This is a genomic window from Plantactinospora sp. CNZ320, from assembly GCF_002846275.1.
Genome location: NZ_PJMP01000001.1, coordinates 4981875 through 5000704 on the forward strand (window position 1 = coordinate 4981875; position 18830 = coordinate 5000704).

The 18830-nt window shown below is 70.7% G+C and carries 14 protein-coding genes; 6 read left to right on the forward strand and 8 right to left on the reverse strand.

The features are described 5' to 3' along the window. Nucleotides 1-85: 85 nt before the first annotated feature. Complete coding sequence (locus CLT71_RS22180; RefSeq protein ID WP_101368796.1) at nucleotides 86-2779, forward strand: hypothetical protein; 2694 nt, start codon at nucleotides 86-88, stop codon at nucleotides 2777-2779. Nucleotides 2780-2954: 175 nt separating this feature from the next. On the opposite strand, the gene rplI is transcribed toward CLT71_RS22180, so the two are convergent. From rplI to rpsF, 4 genes are all read right to left on the reverse strand, one after another. Further along, nucleotides 2955-3404: a 50S ribosomal protein L9 gene (rplI, locus tag CLT71_RS22185; protein WP_101368797.1), complete on the reverse strand. Its 450-nt coding sequence runs from the start codon at nucleotides 3402-3404 to the stop codon at nucleotides 2955-2957. Nucleotides 3405-3418: 14 nt separating this feature from the next. Further along, on the reverse strand, nucleotides 3419-3658 hold the full coding sequence (gene rpsR, locus CLT71_RS22190; protein WP_007073789.1) for a 30S ribosomal protein S18: 240 nt from the start codon (nucleotides 3656-3658) through the stop codon (nucleotides 3419-3421). 44 nt (nucleotides 3659-3702) lie between these two features. After that, nucleotides 3703-4257 carry a single-stranded DNA-binding protein gene (locus CLT71_RS22195; protein WP_199187681.1) on the reverse strand — a complete coding sequence of 185 codons (555 nt, stop codon included), beginning with the start codon at nucleotides 4255-4257 and terminating at the stop codon, nucleotides 3703-3705. A 73-nt stretch (nucleotides 4258-4330) separates the two neighbouring features. After that, nucleotides 4331-4621: a 30S ribosomal protein S6 gene (gene rpsF, locus CLT71_RS22200; RefSeq protein WP_101368798.1), complete on the reverse strand. Its 291-nt coding sequence runs from the start codon at nucleotides 4619-4621 to the stop codon at nucleotides 4331-4333. Nucleotides 4622-5600: 979 nt separating this feature from the next. Here rpsF and CLT71_RS22210 point away from each other — a divergent pair. Next, on the forward strand, nucleotides 5601-6380 hold the full coding sequence (locus tag CLT71_RS22210) for a deoxyribonuclease IV (RefSeq protein ID WP_101368800.1): 780 nt from the start codon (nucleotides 5601-5603) through the stop codon (nucleotides 6378-6380). Between the two features lie 199 nt (nucleotides 6381-6579). Beyond that, on the forward strand, nucleotides 6580-8769 hold the full coding sequence (locus tag CLT71_RS22215) for a hypothetical protein (RefSeq protein ID WP_486483393.1): 2190 nt from the start codon (nucleotides 6580-6582) through the stop codon (nucleotides 8767-8769). Nucleotides 8770-8832: 63 nt separating this feature from the next. Here CLT71_RS22215 and CLT71_RS22220 read toward each other — a convergent pair whose 3' ends face one another. The 3 genes from CLT71_RS22220 to CLT71_RS22230 all read right to left on the reverse strand — a co-directional run bounded on the left by CLT71_RS22220 (nucleotide 8833) and on the right by CLT71_RS22230 (nucleotide 14054). After that, nucleotides 8833-10335, reverse strand: coding sequence for a glycosyltransferase 87 family protein (locus CLT71_RS22220; protein ID WP_101368802.1), 1503 nt, complete (start codon nucleotides 10333-10335; stop codon nucleotides 8833-8835). Nucleotides 10336-10497: 162 nt separating this feature from the next. Beyond that, complete coding sequence (locus tag CLT71_RS22225) at nucleotides 10498-13386, reverse strand: transglycosylase domain-containing protein (RefSeq protein WP_101368803.1); 2889 nt, start codon at nucleotides 13384-13386, stop codon at nucleotides 10498-10500. A gap of 200 nt (nucleotides 13387-13586) precedes the next feature. After that, nucleotides 13587-14054 carry a DUF5318 domain-containing protein gene (locus tag CLT71_RS22230; RefSeq protein WP_101368804.1) on the reverse strand — a complete coding sequence of 156 codons (468 nt, stop codon included), beginning with the start codon at nucleotides 14052-14054 and terminating at the stop codon, nucleotides 13587-13589. Between the two features lie 199 nt (nucleotides 14055-14253). Between CLT71_RS22230 and CLT71_RS22235 the strand changes: the two genes are divergently transcribed. The 3 genes from CLT71_RS22235 (at nucleotide 14254) to CLT71_RS22245 (ending at nucleotide 18251) form a co-directional block, all read left to right on the forward strand. After that, nucleotides 14254-14898: a PadR family transcriptional regulator gene (locus CLT71_RS22235; RefSeq protein ID WP_101371687.1), complete on the forward strand. Its 645-nt coding sequence runs from the start codon at nucleotides 14254-14256 to the stop codon at nucleotides 14896-14898. A 23-nt stretch (nucleotides 14899-14921) separates the two neighbouring features. Next, nucleotides 14922-16001, forward strand: coding sequence for an inositol-3-phosphate synthase (locus tag CLT71_RS22240; RefSeq protein WP_101368805.1), 1080 nt, complete (start codon nucleotides 14922-14924; stop codon nucleotides 15999-16001). Nucleotides 16002-16112: 111 nt separating this feature from the next. Further along, nucleotides 16113-18251 (forward strand): heavy metal translocating P-type ATPase, encoded by a 2139-nt coding sequence (locus tag CLT71_RS22245; RefSeq protein WP_101368806.1) that lies wholly within the window; start codon nucleotides 16113-16115, stop codon nucleotides 18249-18251. Nucleotides 18252-18300: 49 nt separating this feature from the next. Here the strand turns inward: CLT71_RS22245 and CLT71_RS22250 are convergent, their stop codons facing one another. Continuing rightward, on the reverse strand, nucleotides 18301-18804 hold the full coding sequence (locus tag CLT71_RS22250) for a methylated-DNA--[protein]-cysteine S-methyltransferase (protein ID WP_101368807.1): 504 nt from the start codon (nucleotides 18802-18804) through the stop codon (nucleotides 18301-18303). Nucleotides 18805-18830: the final 26 nt, after the last annotated feature.

The following is an 18830-nucleotide window of genomic DNA, read 5'->3' on the forward strand; positions in this document are numbered from 1 at the left end:
GGGCGACGGCAATCTGCGTACGGTACTCGCGAACGACCTACCAGACTCCTCGCGATCGGCTAACCAGAAAGGTCACGCCTCGGCTGTGGACCATCGGGATCGGGGGCGGGGTGAGCTCGCCCGACATGAGTGGCAGGACAGCGGCGGCCGGAGCGACCCGGCACCATCCTGGCCGACTGATCCTTATTCGCGTTCCGACGTCACCTACCGCACCCCGAGCCGGCGGCGAGCCCGGCACCGTGGCGCACCCGAGCCGGTAGACAGCTACACGCCGTCCTGGGCCAGGGAGTCCACCGAGCCGCTCCAGTCCGGCGCCTCCGCCGCCTACCCCGACACCCCCGCCCCCTACACCGGCACAACCGGCACCTACACCTCCGGCGCCTACACCGGCGCTTCCGGCTGGGCCACCGATGCCACCGACCGGTCCCCGGACTCCGGCCTCGATCCTCGTGACGGCGGCCGGCACCACCGCCCCGACAGGCCGGACGAGCCGGTAAGCGGCCACTCCGGGCGGCAACGGGTCGCCCCGGAGGTGACCTGGGACAGCACCGGCGAATACTGGCGCGGTCCGAGTGGCACTGCCGACGAAGCCCCGGGCGCCGAGAGCGGCGGTGACCGCTGGCGCGGTACCGGCGACCCCGTCGGTTGGCGCGGCGAGGCGAGCGGCAGCACCTGGCGTGACACCACCGGGAGTACGCCGCACGACGCGGCCGGAAGTTCCCCGGGCGGCATGACCGGAAGTACGCCGGACGACTTCACCGACACCCGGGCGACCGGGCGTCGTGGCAGGCGTCGCGGCGCTGCCGAGCAGCGACCGAACGAGGTGGACGACTGGGCGAGTGCCGCGCCCACCAGTGGCTGGGTCGGTACGGCCCCGACCACCGGTGCCGGTGCCGGCGCCCCGGCCAGGGGCTGGATCTCCGAGGCACCCACTTCCGGCGGATGGGCCGCCGCCGCACCCACCACCGGGGCCGGCGCGAACAGCGGGCTGCTCGGCGACCCTCCGCCGATGTCCGGGGCGGGCCGACGACGTCGCGCCGACCCGGACGACCCGACGGCGGCGCCCACCTCGGGGTGGGGCGTCGGAGCCACCGGTTCACCGTCCACCGGGACCGGTCGCCGCGACCTGGCCGACACCGCAGCCGGTCGGGCCGATCGGGTCGACGATCCCGCGTCCGCCCGGTGGGATCGGGTCGACGATCCCGCGTCCGCCCGGTGGGGCCGGGGCGGCGAGCGGGAGCCCGACCCGGCGTACGACCCCACCCAGCCGGTACGGGGGCGTCGACGCCGCGCGGAGCCGGCCGGATGGGAGTCGGGCGGTCCGGACGACCGGGTCACGCCCGTCGGACGGCGCCGCTCCCGGCACCGGGCCGAGGAGGAGCCGACGCAGCCCGTGGAGCAGCCGGGCGCCGTCCCCTCCACCGAGCCGGAACCGGGTACCGAGCAGTCGAGGTCGGGCGCCCGCTGGGTGCGATCGTCCGACCAGACCGGTTCGGGCGGCGGTACCGGGCGCCGACGGAGGAGCGAGGACCCGCTGCCCGGTCCGGCCGGCACCGCTGACCGCCGACGGCAACGCGAGCCGGACGCCGAGCCCGTACGCCGCTCCCGGGACGCTGGGCCGGTACGCCGGGCCGGCCAGGAGCGAGCGGAGCGGGGCCGGCACACCGATTCCGGCTGGGGTCAGCGGTCGGACGCGTCCGGTGCGGGTTGGGGCACCACCGATGCCGGGCCATGGGACCGGTTCAACGACACCGGGATGCTGGACCGGGTCACCGACACCGAACCGCCGGGAGTCACCGGCACCAGCCGTCACCGGGACCGGAGCCCCGACCCGGGCCGATGGGACCGCTCCACCGACACCGGCCAGTGGGACCGGACCGCCGACACCGGGCAGTGGGACCGCTCCGCCGACACCGGGCAGTGGGACCGGTTCACCGATACCACGGAGTGGCGGCACGGTGAGCTCGCCGGGCTGGCTGGTGACGCCGGCAGCGGGCGCGACACCGGTACCGGCACCGGCGGGCGCGACACCGGCGCCGACGGCAACACCCGGGACAGCGGCCGTACCGAGTCGCACGGTGGCGACACGTTCTGGTCCGGCACCAGGCTGGCCGGCGACGACCCGCGCTGGATGGGCATCCCGGACTCGGCTCCGCGCTCTCCGGCGGTCGCGTACCCGCCACCGGCCCGGCCGGTGTCACCGGCGCGCCAACCAAGACAGCCGAGCACACCGACGGGGCGGCCTGCGGCGGCACCCGCTCGCGGCCGTACCGCTGCGGGTCGTGGCACCACCGTCGGCTCGGCCCGCAGCGTCAGCGGTGCGGGTACCACCACCCGGCGCGCACCGAGCAGCGGTCTGCTGACCTCGGCGACCCGGACGGGACGGCCCAGCCCGTTGAGCCGGCGGCTCGAAGACGACCTGCTCGATCCACAGCCCAGTGGCCCGCTCACCGCCGTCCTCTACACCGTCGCCTGGTACGCGGTGGCCGTACTGGCCATCTTCGTCTGGGTACTCACGCTCGACGCGAGTGTGCCGGTGGACTGCGTAGCCGAGCTCTCCGGTTCGTGTGAGTCGGAGCGCGGCCAGGCGATCTCCGCGCTGGTGGCCGGGGTGCCCCGGTTCCTCGCGGCGCTGGCCACCGGCTTGGTGGTCGCGGCCCTGATGCGCTGGTTCAACCGCACCTGGCGGGCGGTGACCGTCGGCTTCGCCGCAGCTGTCGTCGGTGGCGGTCTATCCACCGTCTTCTTCAGCGCACTCAGTGGCCAGCCGGTCGGCTGAGGTTCACCCGGGCTGGCCGCTCCATCCGCTCCGTCGCTCCCAGAGCCAGAGACGCCCCAGGAACAAGACCACTTCGGGGCGGGCAACTCCAAGCGCAGGACGACTCCGGGGGCGAGACGACTCCGGGGTGCCGTCCACTGGACGGCACCCCGGAACTGCTCTGTCGCCTGGCCGGCTACTTGCCCGGTACGACCTTCAGGTCGAACCGCGCGGTGACCTCCGGGTGCAGCTTGACCCGCACCTGGTGGCTGCCGATCGACTTGATGGCGCCCGGCAGCTCCAGCCGACGGCGGTCGAGGGACGGCCCACCGGCCGCCTTCACCGCGTCGACCACGTCGCCGGGGGTCACCGAGCCGAAGAGCCGCCCGCCGTTGCCGGCGCGCGCGGTCAGGTTGACCTTGAGGCCCTCAAGCTGGGCCTTCACCTCGTTGGCGTGACCGAGGTCGCGGATCTCCCGGGCCGCACGGGCCCGCTGGATGACCGTGACCTGCTTCTCCGCGCCCTTGGTCCAGGCGATCGCGAAGCCCTGCGGCAGCAGGTAGTTACGGCCGTAGCCGTCCTTTACCTCGACGATGTCGCCGGGGCTGCCGAGGCCCGACACCTCCTGGGTCAGGATGATCTTCATGTCGGCGCCTCCTCTCAGCGGGCCGTGGCCGTGTACGGCAGGAGCGCCATCTCGCGGGCGTTCTTGACCGCACGGGCGATCTGGCGCTGCTGCTGGGAGGTGACCCCGGTCACCCGACGAGCGCGGATCTTGCCGCGGTCGGAGATGAACTTGCGCAGCAGCGCGGTGTCCTTGTAGTCGATGTAGGTGATCCCGTCCTTGTCGAGCGGGTTCACCTTCTTCTTCGGCTTGCGCAGTGCCGCAGCCTTTGCCATTGCTCTTGCTCCTGGTTTGCGATCCCGTGTGCTCGGCACGCGGGTCAGAACGGGGGCTCGTCGTCGAAGTTGCCGCCGCCCGAACCGGACGAACGCGAGGAGGCCGGAGCCGCCGTGGCCCACGGGTCGTCGAAGTTGCCTCCGCCGCCACCGCCCTGGCCACCGCCACCGCCACCGCCACCACCGCCGGAGGCGCCGAAACCGCCACCGCCGGAGCGCGACATCTTCTGCACCTTCGCCGTGGCGTACCGCAGCGACGGGCCGATCTCGTCGACCTCAAGCTCGATGACGGTGCGCTTCTCGCCCTCGCGGGTCTCGTAGGTCCGCTGCCGGAGCCGGCCCGACACGATCACGCGGGCGCCGCGCTGCAACGACTCGGCGACGTGCTCAGCGGCCTGCCGCCAGACGGTGCACGAAAGGAAGAGCGGCTCGCCATCCTTCCACTCGTTCGTCGTGCGGTCCATGAACCGGGGCGTCGAGGCGACCCGGAACTTGGCGACCGCAGCGCCGGACGGGGTGAAACGCAACTCGGGGTCGTCGGTCAGGTTGCCGATGACCGTGATGGTGGTATCTCCTGCCATGACCATCTCCTCGCGCACTCATCTGTCCCTGAAGGCTGCCAGAGCAGTACGACAGGACGGACGAGGCTGATCCGGGCGTGCCGGAAACGCGTCAGCGCGTCTCCGGCCGGATGACCTTGGTGCGCAGCACGGACTCGTTGAGTCGGAGCTGCCGGTCCAGCTCGGCCACCGCCGCAGGCGTCGCCTGCAGGTCGATGACGGCGTAGATCCCCTCGGCCTTCTTGTCGATCTCGAACGCGAGGCGTCGGCGACCCCACACGTCGAGCTTCTCCACCGAGCCACCCGCGGTCCGGATCACGTTGAGGTACGTGTCGAGCGACGGGGCGACGGTGCGCTCCTCGAGGCTTGGATCGAGGATGACCATGATCTCGTAATGACGCAAGACGTGCTCACCTCCTCTGGGCTAGCGGCCACGGTCCTTCCGTGGCAGGAGGTCATGCGTCGTTGCCAGGCGGTGTCGGGAGGGATCCCGTCGCGCCACGGACAACCTGAGCAGAATACCCGGTCCACCGGCGTCCGGCGTCGTCGGACCCCTCGGCAGGCAGTCCGCCGGTACCGCGTCAAGAGAGCCTCCTCCGGATCGTGTCCGGAGGAGGCTCTTCGACGCAGAGCCGCGGGGCGCATCCCGTCCGCATTCTTTGGGTGGGACCTGGGGAGGAACGACCACACCGATGAGTTGGATGGAAGGCGCCCCGCGGAGCCTATTGTATTGTCATCTTACGCGATAACAGTCTGTCTTGTGCGTTGAGCGAAAATCGCCCGAATTGCTCCCGCCGAGACGCCCACCACACAGACGGTGGCGACCAGTGCCAGCAGCGAGACCTCGCTGGCCGGCCGTACCGGGTCGGCCGGCCGGATTCCGGCGGCAGCAGCCCCGCCGAGTCGGTCGGGCGGCGGAGGGTAGCTGCCCGGCGCCGCTTCCTGCGGCGCCCCGGCGCTCCGGGGGCCGGCCACATCGGGACCATGCGGCACCGACCCCACCTCGACTCGCCCGACCGACCCGGCGGGGAAACTCCGGACCGGAGCCACGCTGGCCCCGGGCGGCGTCCCCGACGCCTCGACCGCGACGCCGGGCAGCAGCGGCGACGCGCCCGCGACGAGCGCGGCGACCGCTACGGTGGCCTGGCGGCGGAGCGACAGGGTCACGTCTTCCCTCTTCCGGTACGACTCGTGGACCAATCCCTCCCGGATCCTGGCGAGCGGAGCTCACCTCTGCCGGGCGAACGGATCTCACCTGGAGAAACGATCCATCCGCCGGGCGGTGACGCGGGCCGCCCCGGTGCCGGTACGCCGTCGGCCGCCCCGGGGTGGAGGTGCGCCCGTCCCCGCCCCACCGACCGGCGCGACGTAGGCTCGCCTCCATGCGTATCGGAGCCCATGTCGACGCCACGGACCCGTTGGACGAGGCGGCCCTCCGGAAGGCGGACGCTGTCCAGTTCTTTCTCGCCGATCCGCAGAAGGACTGGAAGACGCCGCAACCACGCGCCGACGCCGCCCGGCTGCGCGAATCCGAGGTGGACGTCTACATCCACGCCCCGTACGTCATAAACCTCGCCACCACGAACAACCGGATCCGCATCCCCAGCCGGAAGCTGCTGCTCGGGCACGCCACCGCCGCCGCGGCGGTCGGCGCCAAGGGCCTGGTCGTGCACGGCGGGCACGTCAACGCGGGCGACGACATCGCCAAGGGTTTCGACAACTGGCGCAAGGCGTTCGCCCAGGCCGCCGACTCGGGCGGACACGACGTTCCGGTACTCATCGAGAACACCGCCGGCGGAGACAACGCCTGCGCCCGCCGCTTCGACAACCTGGCCCGGCTCTGGGACGCGGTGGGCGACTACAACGTCGGCTTCTGCCTGGACACCTGCCACGCACACGCCGGCGGTGAGGACCTCCTCGACATCGTCGACCGGGTACTGGCGATCACCGGCCGGATCGACCTGATCCACGCCAACGGCTCCAAGGACGGTTTCGACTCCGGCCGGGACCGTCACGAGAATCTGACCGGTGGCACCATCGATCCCGAACTGGTGGTGGCGGTGGTGCGGGCGGCCGGCGCACCGGTGATCGTCGAGACTCCCGGCGGAGTCGACGGTCAGGCCGCGGACATCGCCTACCTCCGCGACCGCGTGGGCCGTTAGGGGCGAGGACCCGATGTCGACCGACCAGTCCAACGCAGAGACAACCCGGTCCGGCACGCCGACCGACCCCGCCGACGGGGAACCGAAGCCAGCTCCGGACACGACCGGGCCGTCGGGCACGACCGGGCCGGCCGACACGTCGCCGGCATCGGGTACCCCGGTCAGCTCGGATCCCGGGCCGGCCGGGGAGCGTAAGCCGTTGAGCGAGCCCGCTACCGCCGCGACTCTCCGGTCGGCCGTACCGGCAGCGGAGAGCGGTTCGAGCCCCGCCGCCAAAGACACCGCCGCCAAGAAGACCGCCGCCGATGACGAGGCCAAGACGGACGGTGAGGCCAAGACCGACGGCACGGTCAAGGCGGATGGCGAGGCCAAGGCGACCGGGGACGAAGAGGCGAAGGCGTCCGGGGACGGCGCGGCCAAGGACGGCGAACCAGACGACGGCACGGCCAAGGACGGGGCAGAGAAGGGCGACGCGGGGAAAGACGACGCAGAGAAGGAGAGCACGGAGAAGGAAGGCAAGGGGAAGGGGAAGAAGGAGAGCGAGGAGAAGGCGAGCGGCGGCAAGGAGGGGACGGAGAAGCCGGCTGGCGATGCGGAGCCGACGAAGCCTGCCGACCCGTTCGCCTCGTTCGCGCCGGCCCCCGAGGTGGTACCGGGACGGATCCGGCGGATCGGCCGCGCGGTGGGCCGTCGACTGGTACACGAGTGGACCCTGGCCGGGCTCGGCGCCCTGGTCCTGGCGGTCCTGATGACCTGGCCGACGCTGCGCTATCCCCGGCACACCCTGCCGCAGGACTACTGGGACCCGGCACTACAGTCCTGGCAGGTCGCCTGGTCCGGGCACATCCTGCTGACCAAGCCGGCCCAGCTCTGGCAGAGCAACGCCTTCTTCCCGGAGACCTGGACCTTCGCCTTCTCCGACACCCTGCTCGGGTACGCCCCGGCGGGCATGATCGGGCAGGGGCCGGAGGCGGCGATCCTCCGCTACAACATCCTCTTCGTACTCGCCCACGCGCTCGCCGTGCTCGGGGCGTACGCGCTGGTGCGGCAGCTCGGGGCGGGACGGATCGGCGCCGCAGTGGCGGGGATCGGCTTCGCGTACGCGCCGTGGCTGCTCGGCCAGGCCGGTCACCTGCACGTACTCTCCAACGGCGGCATCCCGCTCGCCCTGGCCATGCTGGCCCGGGGGCACGGGTGGTCGCTGCGGCACGGCTACCGCCCGGATCGTCGACGTTCCGGCTGGGCGTTCGCCGGCTGGCTGGTCGCCGCCTGGCAGCTCAGCCTCGGCTTCGGCATCGGCCTCGTCTTCGCGTACGTGATGGGTCTGATCGTGGTCGTGGTGCTGCTCGGCTGGCTGGTCCGGCGGATCCTGCGCCGCCCACGACGCCAGTGGTTCGGGTTCCGGCTGCTGCTGGCCGACTTCTGGGGCGGCGCGATCTTCGCGGCGACCGGTGCGCTGCTGGCGATCCCGTACTTCAAGGTCGCCGAGCTGCACCCCAACGCCCGGCGTACCGCCGAGGAGCTGCACAACTACTCCCCGCCGCCCGGTGGCTTCCTCACCGCTCCGCCCGAGTCACTGATCTGGGGCGACCTGCACGAGCCGGTCCGGGCCGGGCTGCCGGGGCTGCCGGAGACCACCCTGCTGCCGGGGTACGTCCTCTTCGCGCTCGCCCTCGGCGGCCTCTTCCTCTCGATCTGGACGGTACGCCAGCGGCTGCTGCTGCTGGCCGGCGTGCTCGTCACCGGGATACTGGCGATGGGCACCCGGTTCTTCGGCGGTACCTGGACCTATCTTCCGCTCTTCGAGCACCTGCCCGGCTGGGACGGCCTGCGTACGCCGGGTCGGCTGATGATCTGGGTGACCCTGCTGCTCGGCGTGCTCGCCGCCGGCTCGGTCGGCGCGTTCGCGGAGCGGGCCCGGCAGATCTCGGCCGCCGAACGGGTGCCGCCCCGACCGGGTCCGTTCCTGCGGTTGGTCACGCTGCTGCCGATCGTGCTGGTGCTGGCCGAGGGACTCAACACCACGCCACATCCCGTGGTACCGGTGCAGCCCGCGTCGATGCGGATCGAGAACGGCCCGATCCTGGTGCTTCCCTCGGATCAGAAGACCGACCAGCACGTGATGCTCTGGTCGACCAGCCGCTTCCAGGACATCGTCAACGGCGGCAGCGGGTTCACCCCGAACCGGCTCGCCGAGGTGCGCCAGGCGACGGCGAACTTCCCGGACCAGGCGAGCATCGAATTCCTGCGCAACATGGGCGTGCGTACGGTGATCGTGCTCCGGGAGCGGGTGGCCGGTACCCCGTTGCAGACCACAGTCGACCTACCGGTCGACACCCTGGGGATCAGCCGGGAGGACATCGGGGAGACGGTCATCTACCGGCTCTGACCCGTACCCCGCCCGGGCGGGCTGTCGTCCCGGCCCCCTCACGCGGGCGCGGGGCCGGGGCGGTCAGGTCTTGGCGAGGGCCGGTTCGGCCGGTGCTGGCCGGCCCTTGAGCCGGGCGAGCCAGGAGGCGTCCGGAGCGCCGTCGTAGATCCCGCCGTCGGGGTCGTCGAGGTAGGTGTGCCGGACCGGGTCGTCCTCGGGTCGCAGGATGTCCCGGACGACCAGCACGCAGAGCACCACGACAGTGGTCAGTCGCAGCGTGGCCGCGAGCACGAAGACCCCCTCGGGGAAGACCTGCTTGCCGCCGGCCCCGAGCAGCTCGCCGTAGAACGCGACGAAGTAGCCGATCTCGGCGAACTGCCAGGCGAGGAAGGCACCCCAGCGGGGCCGGGCCAGCACCAGCAACGGCAGGAGCCAGAGGTTGAACTGCTGCGACCAGACCTTGCTGAAGATCAGGAACGCCGCGACCATCAGGAAGACCAGCGCGGCGAGCCGGGGCCGGCGCTTCGCGAAGAGCGCCAGCGCGCCGATGGCGAGGAAGGAGAGGGTGATCAGGGCGTACGACAGGATGTTCAGGGTCGGGATGTTGTTGCTGAGCCACTGGAACGGCCCCTGGTCACCGGCGCCGCCGCTGTTCCACTTGCTGTCCAGGTAGCGGCCGATGTACCAGAGGGTGCCCCAGTCGATCGCCCGCTCGCTGTTCAGGTCGAAGAAGCGTCGCCAGTTGTCGGGATAGAGGATCGCGATCGGCAGGTTCACCGCCACGATGGTGGCGATGGCCGAACCGATCGTCACCGCCATCTCCTTCACCCGCGCGGTACGTAGCCCGAGCAGGAAGAGTGGCCAGAGCACGAAGAGCGGCCAGAGTTTCGCGGAGGTGGCCAGGCCGAGCAGGATGCCGGCGGCCAGGGGTTGTCGTTTCGCCCAGGCGTACATGCCGATCGCGGCCAGCCCGATGGCGAGCAGGTCCCAGTTGACGGTGGCGGTGACCAGCAGCGCGGGGGAGAGTGCGAACATTGCCGCGTCCCACGGGCGGCGGCGGCGCAACGCCAGAATCATCGCCACGGTGGCCACCGCGAGCGCGCCGAGGACCAGCGCGTTGAGGTTGTAGAACCACTGCGCCTGGTTGATCTCGGGCCGGTCGACTCCGATGTTGTGCACCGGCAGGCCGAGCGCGCCCATGAAGTAGCCGGTGACCACGGGATACTCCACCGGGTGGTCCCGGTAGGGCACCTTGCCCTCGTTGAGCCCCTCGGCGTAGTAGAGGGCCAGCACGTCGGTGTAGCAGAACCGGGTGTACTGGACGTTGTTCTGCCAGGCGCCGTCCTGGCAGGGCGACTTCTGCACCCAGTGCAGGGCCAGGGTGAGGCACGTCAGCGCCAGCACGATCCGGGCGGCGGTCCAGAACCGGCCGCTGGCCTGGGTGCCCCGGCGTTCGACACCGCTGGCGTGCGCGCCGATCGGGCCGCCGATGGCCTCGGAGAGCCCTCGGACGAAGCCGTCCGACCGGGACGGGTGGTCTGCCTTCTCAGGTTCGTCGATGCCAGCCGGCGACTGCGCGCTCATGAACAGGCATCCTGCCGTACCGGGTCGGGTTCCGTCCGGCCCGGTCCACCGTGTCGGCGGATGGAGTCGAAAAGACGGCCGGCGGCCGGGTCGTGGGACCCGGCCGCCGGCCGCATCGATCGATGGGTTTCAGTGCCCCGAGGTGGGGGCGGGAGTCGGTGGCTAGCCGCCACCACCGCCGCCGCCGCGCCCGTTGCCGTTGCCGCCTCCACCGCCGTCATCGTCGCCGGGTGGCGGTTCAGGACCGTCTCCGCCAGCCGGCGGGCAGATCAGCGGTGGCGGGTTCGGGCCCTGGCAGATGGGGGTACCACCACCGGGGTTGCCGCCGGGGTTGCCGGGACCCGGGTTGGGGACCACCGGCGGCGGGGTCGGCTCCGGCTCCTTGCCGTTGCCGGCCTCCTTGTCACCGATCTTCTTGGCGTCCGGCAGGGACATCGCCTCCTTGCCGGCCAGGGCCTTGCTCATGTACTGCTGCCAGATTTCGGCCGGCAGCCCGCTACCGCCAACGTTCTCGTTCTTACGGTCCTTGATCTGGGGCTTCTTCGGATCCTTGCTGCCGACCCAGACTGCGGTGGCGACCTGCGGGGTGTAGCCGACCATCCAGGCGTGCGCGTTGTCCTTGGTCTGGTTGTATTCCCAGGTGCCGGTCTTGCCGGCCTCTTCCCGGCCCTCGAGGTTGCCGTTGTTCGCCTTGGGGATTTCCTTCAGGACCGAGGTGACCTCGTCGGCCACGTTCTTCGGGATGCGCCGCTCCGGTTCGGCCTTCGCCCCGCCGATCTTCTTCCACTGACCGGTTTCCGGGTCCTGCTGTTCGATCAGCTCGACGAAGTACGCCTTGTTGTAGACGCCGCCGTTGGCCAGCGTGGCCAGCCCGTTGGCGTGGTCGAGCACGGTGATCGGGTACTGCCCGTACGCCACCACGTTGAAGAAGGGATCCGGCGCCAGGTCCTCCGGCTTCTCCTTGGTCAGGTCGTGCCACTTCGGCGGGATGTCCTTGGTTTCCCACATGGTCCGAACGCCGGCCTGCCGGGCCATCGAGAGCACCTTGTCCGCGCCGATCTTCTCGGTCACGTGGTAGAAGGGCACGTTGTAGGACTTGATTGTGGATTCCTTGAGCGTGCAGGCCTGGTCACAGCCCTTCGTCACGTCACGGCCGGCGTTCTGCACCTTGATCTTGGTGTTCTTGACCGTGAACGGCCGGGCGTCCCAGATCGAGTCGATCGAGATCTTCTCGTTGATCGCGGCCGCCAGGGTGTAGACCTTGAAACTCGAGCCCGGCGGATGTCCACCACTGACGACTCCGTCAATGGTGTTCAGGCCCGCGTAGTCGTAGCCCGACCCATCGTCGCCGCCGTAGTAGGCCAGCACCTTACCGGACTTCGGTTCGATCGAGACCAGCGCGGCCATCAGGTTCTTCGGCTCGTCGTAGAGCGGCGAATCCTTCTTGCGCTGGGCCGCCTTCTCGGCCTCCATCTGCATCTTCCAGTTGACGGTCGTCGTGATCTTGTAGCCACCGTCCCGGAGCGCGGTCGAACAGTCGACCTTGTCGGCGGTCGCCTGGCCCAGCGTGCAGAGGCCCCGCTCGGCCATCTCCGCCTTGACGTAGTTGACCACGTTGCCACGCGGGGTCTTCACCCCGAACGCCTCGTTGGCGCTCTTCCTCGGCTGCACCTTCGGGTAGGTGATCTTGGCCCGCTCCTCCGCCGACAGCCACTTCTTCTCGACCATGCCGTTGAGGACGTACTCCCAGCGGGCCTTGGCCTCATCGGGGTTGTCGGCCGGGTCGAAGCCCTTGTGTCCGGTGGCCGTGTCGACCTGCGGCTGCTTGATCACGGCCGCCAACACCGCACCTTCGGCCACGCTGAGCTTGGCCGCCGACTTGTTGAAGTAGGTCAGCGCCGCGATCTCGATGCCGTACGCACCCCGACCGAAGTAGATCGTGTTGAGGTAGTGCTGCATGATCTCGTTCTTGCTGAACTGCTCGTTCAGCTTGGAGGCGAGGATCGCCTCCTTGACCTTGCGCTGGTAGCTGTCGTCCTGGAGGTTCTCGTACGCGTTGCGGGCGTACTGCTGTGTGATGGTCGAGGCACCCTGCTTGGTGCCGCCGGTGAAGTTGTTCCAGGCGGCCCGGGCGATGCCGACGTAGTCGACCCCGTCGTGGGTGTAGAAGTTCCGGTCCTCCGCCGAGGCGACCGCGTGCTGCACGTACTCGGGGATCTGCTTGATCGTGACGATCTGCCGGTTCTCGTCGCCCAACTTGGCGACGATGTTGTTCTTGTCGGCGGCGTAGACCGTGGTCGCCAGCGGCAGCGGAAGCTGGTCCGGCATCGGCACACTCGTCGAATACCAGGTCGCGGCCACCACGCCGCCGCCGGCCAGCATGATGAAGACGGCGAAGGCGGCGATCAACATGTTGACCCGCTTGCGCTTCTTGGCCCGCTTCTGCGCCGCCGGGTCGAGATCACGGTTGCCCCGCCGCCCCCGCCGGCCACCGGGACCGTCCGGGTCGTCCGGTCCACCCGGACCGGCCGGCGAGACGGGCACGACGGCCCGGCCCACCCGGGCCCGCCCGGCGGCACCGTTGGCACCGCCGCCACTGACCGAAGCGGTACCCACGCTGGCCCGGCCGGCCGAGGCCCGACCGGCGCCGTAGCCACCACCGGAGCCCGGGGCGTCGGGAACCGAGGCGCTGCCGACCCCGGCCCGGCCACCGACCCGGGCCCGCCCGGGAGAGGCGGGGCCGACCGAGGCGGAGCCGGAGGCGGGCGACACCGGCGCGGCCCAGCCACCGCCGTCGGCGGAGCCCTGCCCGGGCGGTGTGGCCCGGCCGGACGGGGCCCGGCCGCTGACGCTGGCCCGGGCCGACGTGCCGCCGGCCCGACCGCTGTTGGCGGGCCAGCCGCTCCGGTCACCGTCGGACGAGCGGCGAGCGGCTCCCGGGTCGTCCCAGGACGGGCGCTGGTATGGATCGTCCGCTGGTCCGTGGTCGCCGTTCGCACCCGGGTACTGGGCCCGACCACGCGCGGAACTAGGATCGCCGTACGAGTTCATTCGTCACACCCTGCCGGTCGCGGTGATGGCCATGTGCGCCACCACCGGGTTGCCGTGAGTTGGGACACGCTCCACCCCGGATCGGAGACACCGATCTACGGATGGTGCGACATCGGAAATAACCGGACTTTTCCGGTTTGCTGAGTACGACTCGTCCTGTCGGCGGGAGAAGCTCCCGAAGGCCGGCGAACGAGTCAGGGTCACCGGCGCGCCTCACGCCTTCGTCTGACCGAGGTGCCGGTCGACGCAGCCACAGCCGCTCCTGCGGCCGGCTCGGCGGCGCCGACGCTGTCGTCACCGGAGACGCCGTCCCGGCCGAGCAGGAACTGCTCGACGAGATGGTTCCAGTCGCAGCCGCGGCACACCTCCACCACGTAGACCTGGAACTCACGCAGGGTCATCGCCAGCATCGACAGCTCCGCTCGGGTGCGGGCCTGGCCGGCAGACTGCTTGAGTTCATCGCCGTAAATGTAGTGGACGTGGGTCAGATTTTCCCGCCGGCAGACCGGACAGAGCGTCTCGGTCGGCTCGCCGTGGAACCGGGCAGCGTTCTTGAGGTATGGCGAGGCGTCGCACACCTCGTACGTCCCCACGCGACCCGAATGCACCTCACGCAGCACCGCTCGCTTCTGTAGCGAGTAGTCGACGACCTGGCGCTGCGAACGCATGCGCAGAAGAGTACTGGGTTCGGCCGGGCGAGGCGACCACCGTCACTTACTGTGATCGAACCCGTGCCGTGTGGGTGTTTGCCTCGCCGCCCCGGAGGGTCTAACGTGCGATGTATCGGGCCGATACATCGGGCCGGCGAAAGTGGCTCCCAACGACGGTAGCCACCGGGAGCCGGCGGAGACACGGAGAGGGGTGCTCGTGCTCGAGCTTGCCATTCTCGGTCTCCTACAGGAGTCCCCCATGCACGGCTACGAGCTCCGCAAGGAACTCGCCGCCAAGCTCGGGGCGATCCGGGCAGCGATCAGCTACGGCTCCCTCTATCCGACCCTGCGTCGGTTGCAGGCGGCCGGCTGGATCACCGAGGCGGCCGAGACACCGGCCACTGCCGAGGAGATCCCGGCACTGACCAGCCGTCGCGGGCGCGTGGTCTACAAAATCACCGCGGAGGGCAAGGAACGGTTCGCCGAACTGATCGCCCAGACCGGTCCAGAGAGTTACGACGACACCGGGTTCGGAGTGCACTTCGCGTTCTTCGCCCGTACCGACCGAGCGACCCGACTCCGCATCCTGGAGGGCCGGCGCCGCAAGGTGGAGGAGCGTCGCGAGGGGCTGCGCGACGTGTTGAGCCGGGCGGCCGAACGGCTCGACGCGTACACGCTCGAACTTCAGCGACACGGTCTCGACGCCTGTGAGCGCGAGGTCCGCTGGTTGGAGGAGCTCATCGCCAACGAGCGCTCCGGCCGGACCCCGGATGGGTCCACCCCGGGCACCGCCCCGGGTTCTTCAGAAGAGAACATCCCGCCTCCGCCTGGGCAGTCCAGGAATGAGTCGGAGCGGCCGTGATGAACACAAAGGAGGCAAACGCGATGGGCTCCGTCCGCGTCGCCATCGTCGGTGTGGGTAACTGCGCCTCGTCCCTGGTCCAGGGCGTCGAGTACTACCGCAATGCCGACCCCAACGACCGCGTCCCGGGTCTCATGCACGTCACCTTCGGCGACTACCACGTCTCGGACGTGGAGTTCGTCGCGGCGTTCGATGTCGACGCCAAGAAGGTGGGCATGGACCTCGCGGAGGCGATCGTCGCCAGCGAGAACAACACCATCAAGCTTTGCGACGTACCGCCCACCGGCGTACTCGTGCAGCGCGGCCCGACCCTGGACGGGCTGGGTCAGTACTACCGGGAGATCGTCGAGGAGTCCGACCGCCAGCCGGCCGACGTCGTCGCGGCGCTGCGCGAGGCCCGGGTCGACGTGGTGGTCTGCTACCTGCCGGTCGGCTCCGAGGAGGCCGCGAAGTTCTACGCCACGGCCGCAATCGAGGCGGGCTGCGCCTTCGTGAACGCGCTGCCGGTCTTCATCGCCTCCGACCCGGCCTGGGCGCAGAAGTTCGTCGACGCCGGGCTTCCGATCGTCGGCGACGACATCAAGAGCCAGGTCGGTGCGACGATCGTGCACCGGGCGCTGGCCAAGCTCTTCGAGGACCGGGGTGTCGAGCTGCTGCGCACGTACCAGCTCAACTTCGGCGGCAACATGGACTTCATGAACATGCTGGAGCGCAGCCGCCTGGTCTCGAAGAAGATCTCCAAGACGCAGTCGGTTACCTCCCAGATCCCGCACGAGATCAACAAGGGCGACGTGCACATCGGGCCGTCGGACCACGTGCCGTGGCTGGACGACCGCAAGTGGGCGTACATCCGGCTGGAGGGGCGCTCCTTCGGTGACGTACCGCTGAACGCGGAACTCAAGCTCGAGGTCTGGGACTCACCCAACTCGGCAGGCGTCATCATCGACGCGGTCCGGGCCGCGAAGATCGCCCTCGACCGGGGCATCGGCGGTCCGATCCTCTCCGCGTCGAGCTACTTCATGAAGTCGCCGCCGGAGCAGTACGCCGACCACGACGCCCACCAGGCCGTCGAGGACTTCATCGCCGGCACCATCGAGCGCTGAGGCTGGGACCCGCTGGCGGGGCCGGACCGGAAACGGTCCGGCCCCGCCGTTGCTTTCCGGTTGCCCAGTTACCCCCGGGGGGTATATTTCTCCCCGAGGGGGTGATCGGTCGTGCGGAACGACCACGAGCACCACGAGGAACAGCACGAGCACGACAAGGAACAGCACGAGCACGAGGGGCACGGCGGGCACGACGAACATGCCGGGCACGGCGGGCACGACAAGCATGCCGGGCACGATCCGGAGGCGTTCCGCCGGAAGTTCTGGCTGAGCCTGGCGCTGACCGTGCCGATCGTGCTGACCAGCCACATGGTGATGGACTGGTTCGGCTACTCGCTCGACTTCCCCGGCATCTCGCTTGTCGGGCCGGTACTCGGCTCGGTGGTCTTCCTCTACGGCGGCTGGCCGTTCCTGGTCGGCGGGCTGCACGAGCTGCTCGCCCGTACGCCGGGAATGATGCTGCTGATCTCGATGGCGATCACCGTCGCGTACGTCGCCTCGCTCGCCACCAGCCTCGGCGCGTTCGATCTCGACTTCTGGTGGGAACTCGCCGCCCTGGTCACCATCATGCTGCTCGGGCACTGGCAGGAGATGAAGGCCATCGGCCAGGCCCGGGGTGCGCTCGCCGCACTCGCCGCGCTGCTGCCGGACGAGGCCGAACGGGTCGACACCGACGGCGACGTACGCCGGGTGGCGCTTGCCGAGCTGCGCGTCGGGGACGTGGTGCTGGTCCGCCCCGGCGCCCGGGTACCGGCCGACGGCCGGATCGCCGACGGCACCGCCGAGTTGGACGAGTCGATGATCACCGGCGAGTCCCGCCCGGTCTCCCGTACCGCCGGTGACCGGGTGGTGGCCGGCACCGTGGCGACCGACTCCGCGATCCGGGTCCGGGTCGACGCCGTCGGCGAGGACACCGCGCTCGCCGGCATCCAGCGGCTGGTGGCCCAGGCGCAGCGGTCCAGCGGTCGCGCCCAGGTGCTCGCCGACCGGTTCGCCGCCTGGCTCTTCTACATCGCCACCGCCACCGCCCTGATCACCTTCGTGGTCTGGTCCGCGCTCGGCGATGTCGACGAGGCGGTGGTGCGTACCGTGACGGTGTTGGTGATCGCCTGCCCGCACGCGCTCGGCCTGGCGATCCCGCTGGTGATCGCGCTCTCCACCGCCGTGGCCGCCCGGGCCGGCATCCTGGTCAAGGACCGGTTGGCGCTGGAGCGGATGCGCACCGTCGACACGGTGCTGTTCGACAAGACCGGCACCCTGACCCTGGGCGCGCACACCGTCACCGCCGTCGCCGCTGACCCGGCCGGTGCGCAGACGGCCCGCGACGGGGCGGACGGCACCCAGGACGAGGTGCTCCGGCTGGCCGCCGCGGTCGAGTCGGACAGCGAGCATCCGCTCGCCCGGGCCATCGTCGGGGCCGCCGCCGAACGGGGCGAGGTGCCGACCGCCACCGGCTTCCGGTCGCTCACCGGCCGGGGCGTGCGGGCTGGCGTCGAGGGACAGGACCTCGCGGTCGGCGGGCCGGCGCTGCTGCGCGAGCTGGCCGCCCGGCCGGGCGCCGACCTCGAACGGGTCGCCGCCGGTTGGTCGGCGCGCGGTGCCGCCGTGCTCTACCTGGTACGCCTGGACGACGCCGGGCCGCGCGTGCTCGGCGCGCTGGCCCTGGAGGACGAGGTACGCCCGGAGGCCGCCGAGGCGCTCACCGAACTACGGGCCGAGGGGGTACGCCGGATCGCCATGATCACTGGTGACGCCCGGCCGGTCGCCGAGTCGGTCGCCGGGAAGCTCGGCTTCCGACCGGGTGTGGACGAGGTCTTCGCCGAGGTGCTCCCGGCGGACAAGGACGACAAGGTGACCGACCTCCAGCGCCGGGGCGCGACGGTGGCGATGGTCGGTGACGGGGTCAACGACGCCCCGGCACTGGCTCGAGCCAACGTCGGGATCGCGATCGGCGCCGGTACCGACGTGGCGATCGAGTCGGCCGGGGTGGTGCTCGCCTCGTCCGACCCACGCGGGGTCACCGGGGTCATCCGGCTGTCCCGGGCCTCGTACCGGAAGATGATCCAGAACCTGGCCTGGGCCGCCGGCTACAACGTGGTGGCGCTGCCGCTCGCCGCCGGGGTGTTCGCCTGGGCCGGGGTCGCACTGAGTCCGGCGGTAGGTGCCGTACTGATGTCCGGCTCCACCATCGTGGTGGCGCTGAACGCCCAACTCCTCCGTCGGGTACGGCTGGCTCCGCCGCCGGGCTGAGTCCCGGTACGACACCTATATATAGGGCGGCCGTACGGCGGGGTCGGGATCAGGTCCAGTCGCGCTCGAAGGCGACCCGTGCCTCCAGTTCGAGCAGTTGGCGTTTGCGGGGCAGGCCACCGCCGAAGCCGACCAGTTTGCCGCCGGCACCGACGATCCGGTGACAGGGCACGATCACCGGGATCGGATTGCGGTTGCAGGCCACCCCGACCGCCCGGGCCGCCCCGGGGTCACCGACGGCGGCGGCCACCTCGCCGTAGGTACGCGTCTCGCCGTACGGGATCTTCGACATCTCCGTCCAGACCGCCCGCTCGAACTCCGAGCCCCGGGGTACCGAGAGCGGCACCGCGAACTCCGTCAACTCCCCGGCGAAGTACGCCCGCAGTTCCCCGACCGCCACCGCCAGCCTCGGATGATCGGGGTCGGAATCCGGGTCGAGGGCTGCGGCCGGAACCGCCGTCTCCACCGGGCCGAAGCGCACGCCGCACACCCCGACGTCGTCGATCCCGACCGAGAGTTCGCCGATCGGGGAGTCGAGCACGGTCCAGCGCATCCCGCCATTGTGCCCAGCCCCACAGA

Bases quoted from the DNA above. Each gene is read 5' to 3' on its own strand.
- rpsR (WP_007073789.1), bottom strand. From the start codon at position 3,658: ATGGCAAAGGCTGCGGCACTGCGCAAGCCGAAGAAGAAGGTGAACCCG.
- CLT71_RS22240 (WP_101368805.1), top strand. From the start codon at position 14,922: ATGGGCTCCGTCCGCGTCGCCATCGTCGGTGTGGGTAACTGCGCCTCG.
- CLT71_RS22230 (WP_101368804.1), bottom strand. From the start codon at position 14,054: ATGCGTTCGCAGCGCCAGGTCGTCGACTACTCGCTACAGAAGCGAGCG.
- CLT71_RS22220 (WP_101368802.1), bottom strand. From the start codon at position 10,335: ATGAGCGCGCAGTCGCCGGCTGGCATCGACGAACCTGAGAAGGCAGAC.
- CLT71_RS22225 (WP_101368803.1), bottom strand. From the start codon at position 13,386: ATGAACTCGTACGGCGATCCTAGTTCCGCGCGTGGTCGGGCCCAGTAC.
- CLT71_RS22250 (WP_101368807.1), bottom strand. From the start codon at position 18,804: ATGCGCTGGACCGTGCTCGACTCCCCGATCGGCGAACTCTCGGTCGGG.
- rplI (WP_101368797.1), bottom strand. From the start codon at position 3,404: ATGAAGATCATCCTGACCCAGGAGGTGTCGGGCCTCGGCAGCCCCGGC.
- CLT71_RS22210 (WP_101368800.1), top strand. From the start codon at position 5,601: ATGCGTATCGGAGCCCATGTCGACGCCACGGACCCGTTGGACGAGGCG.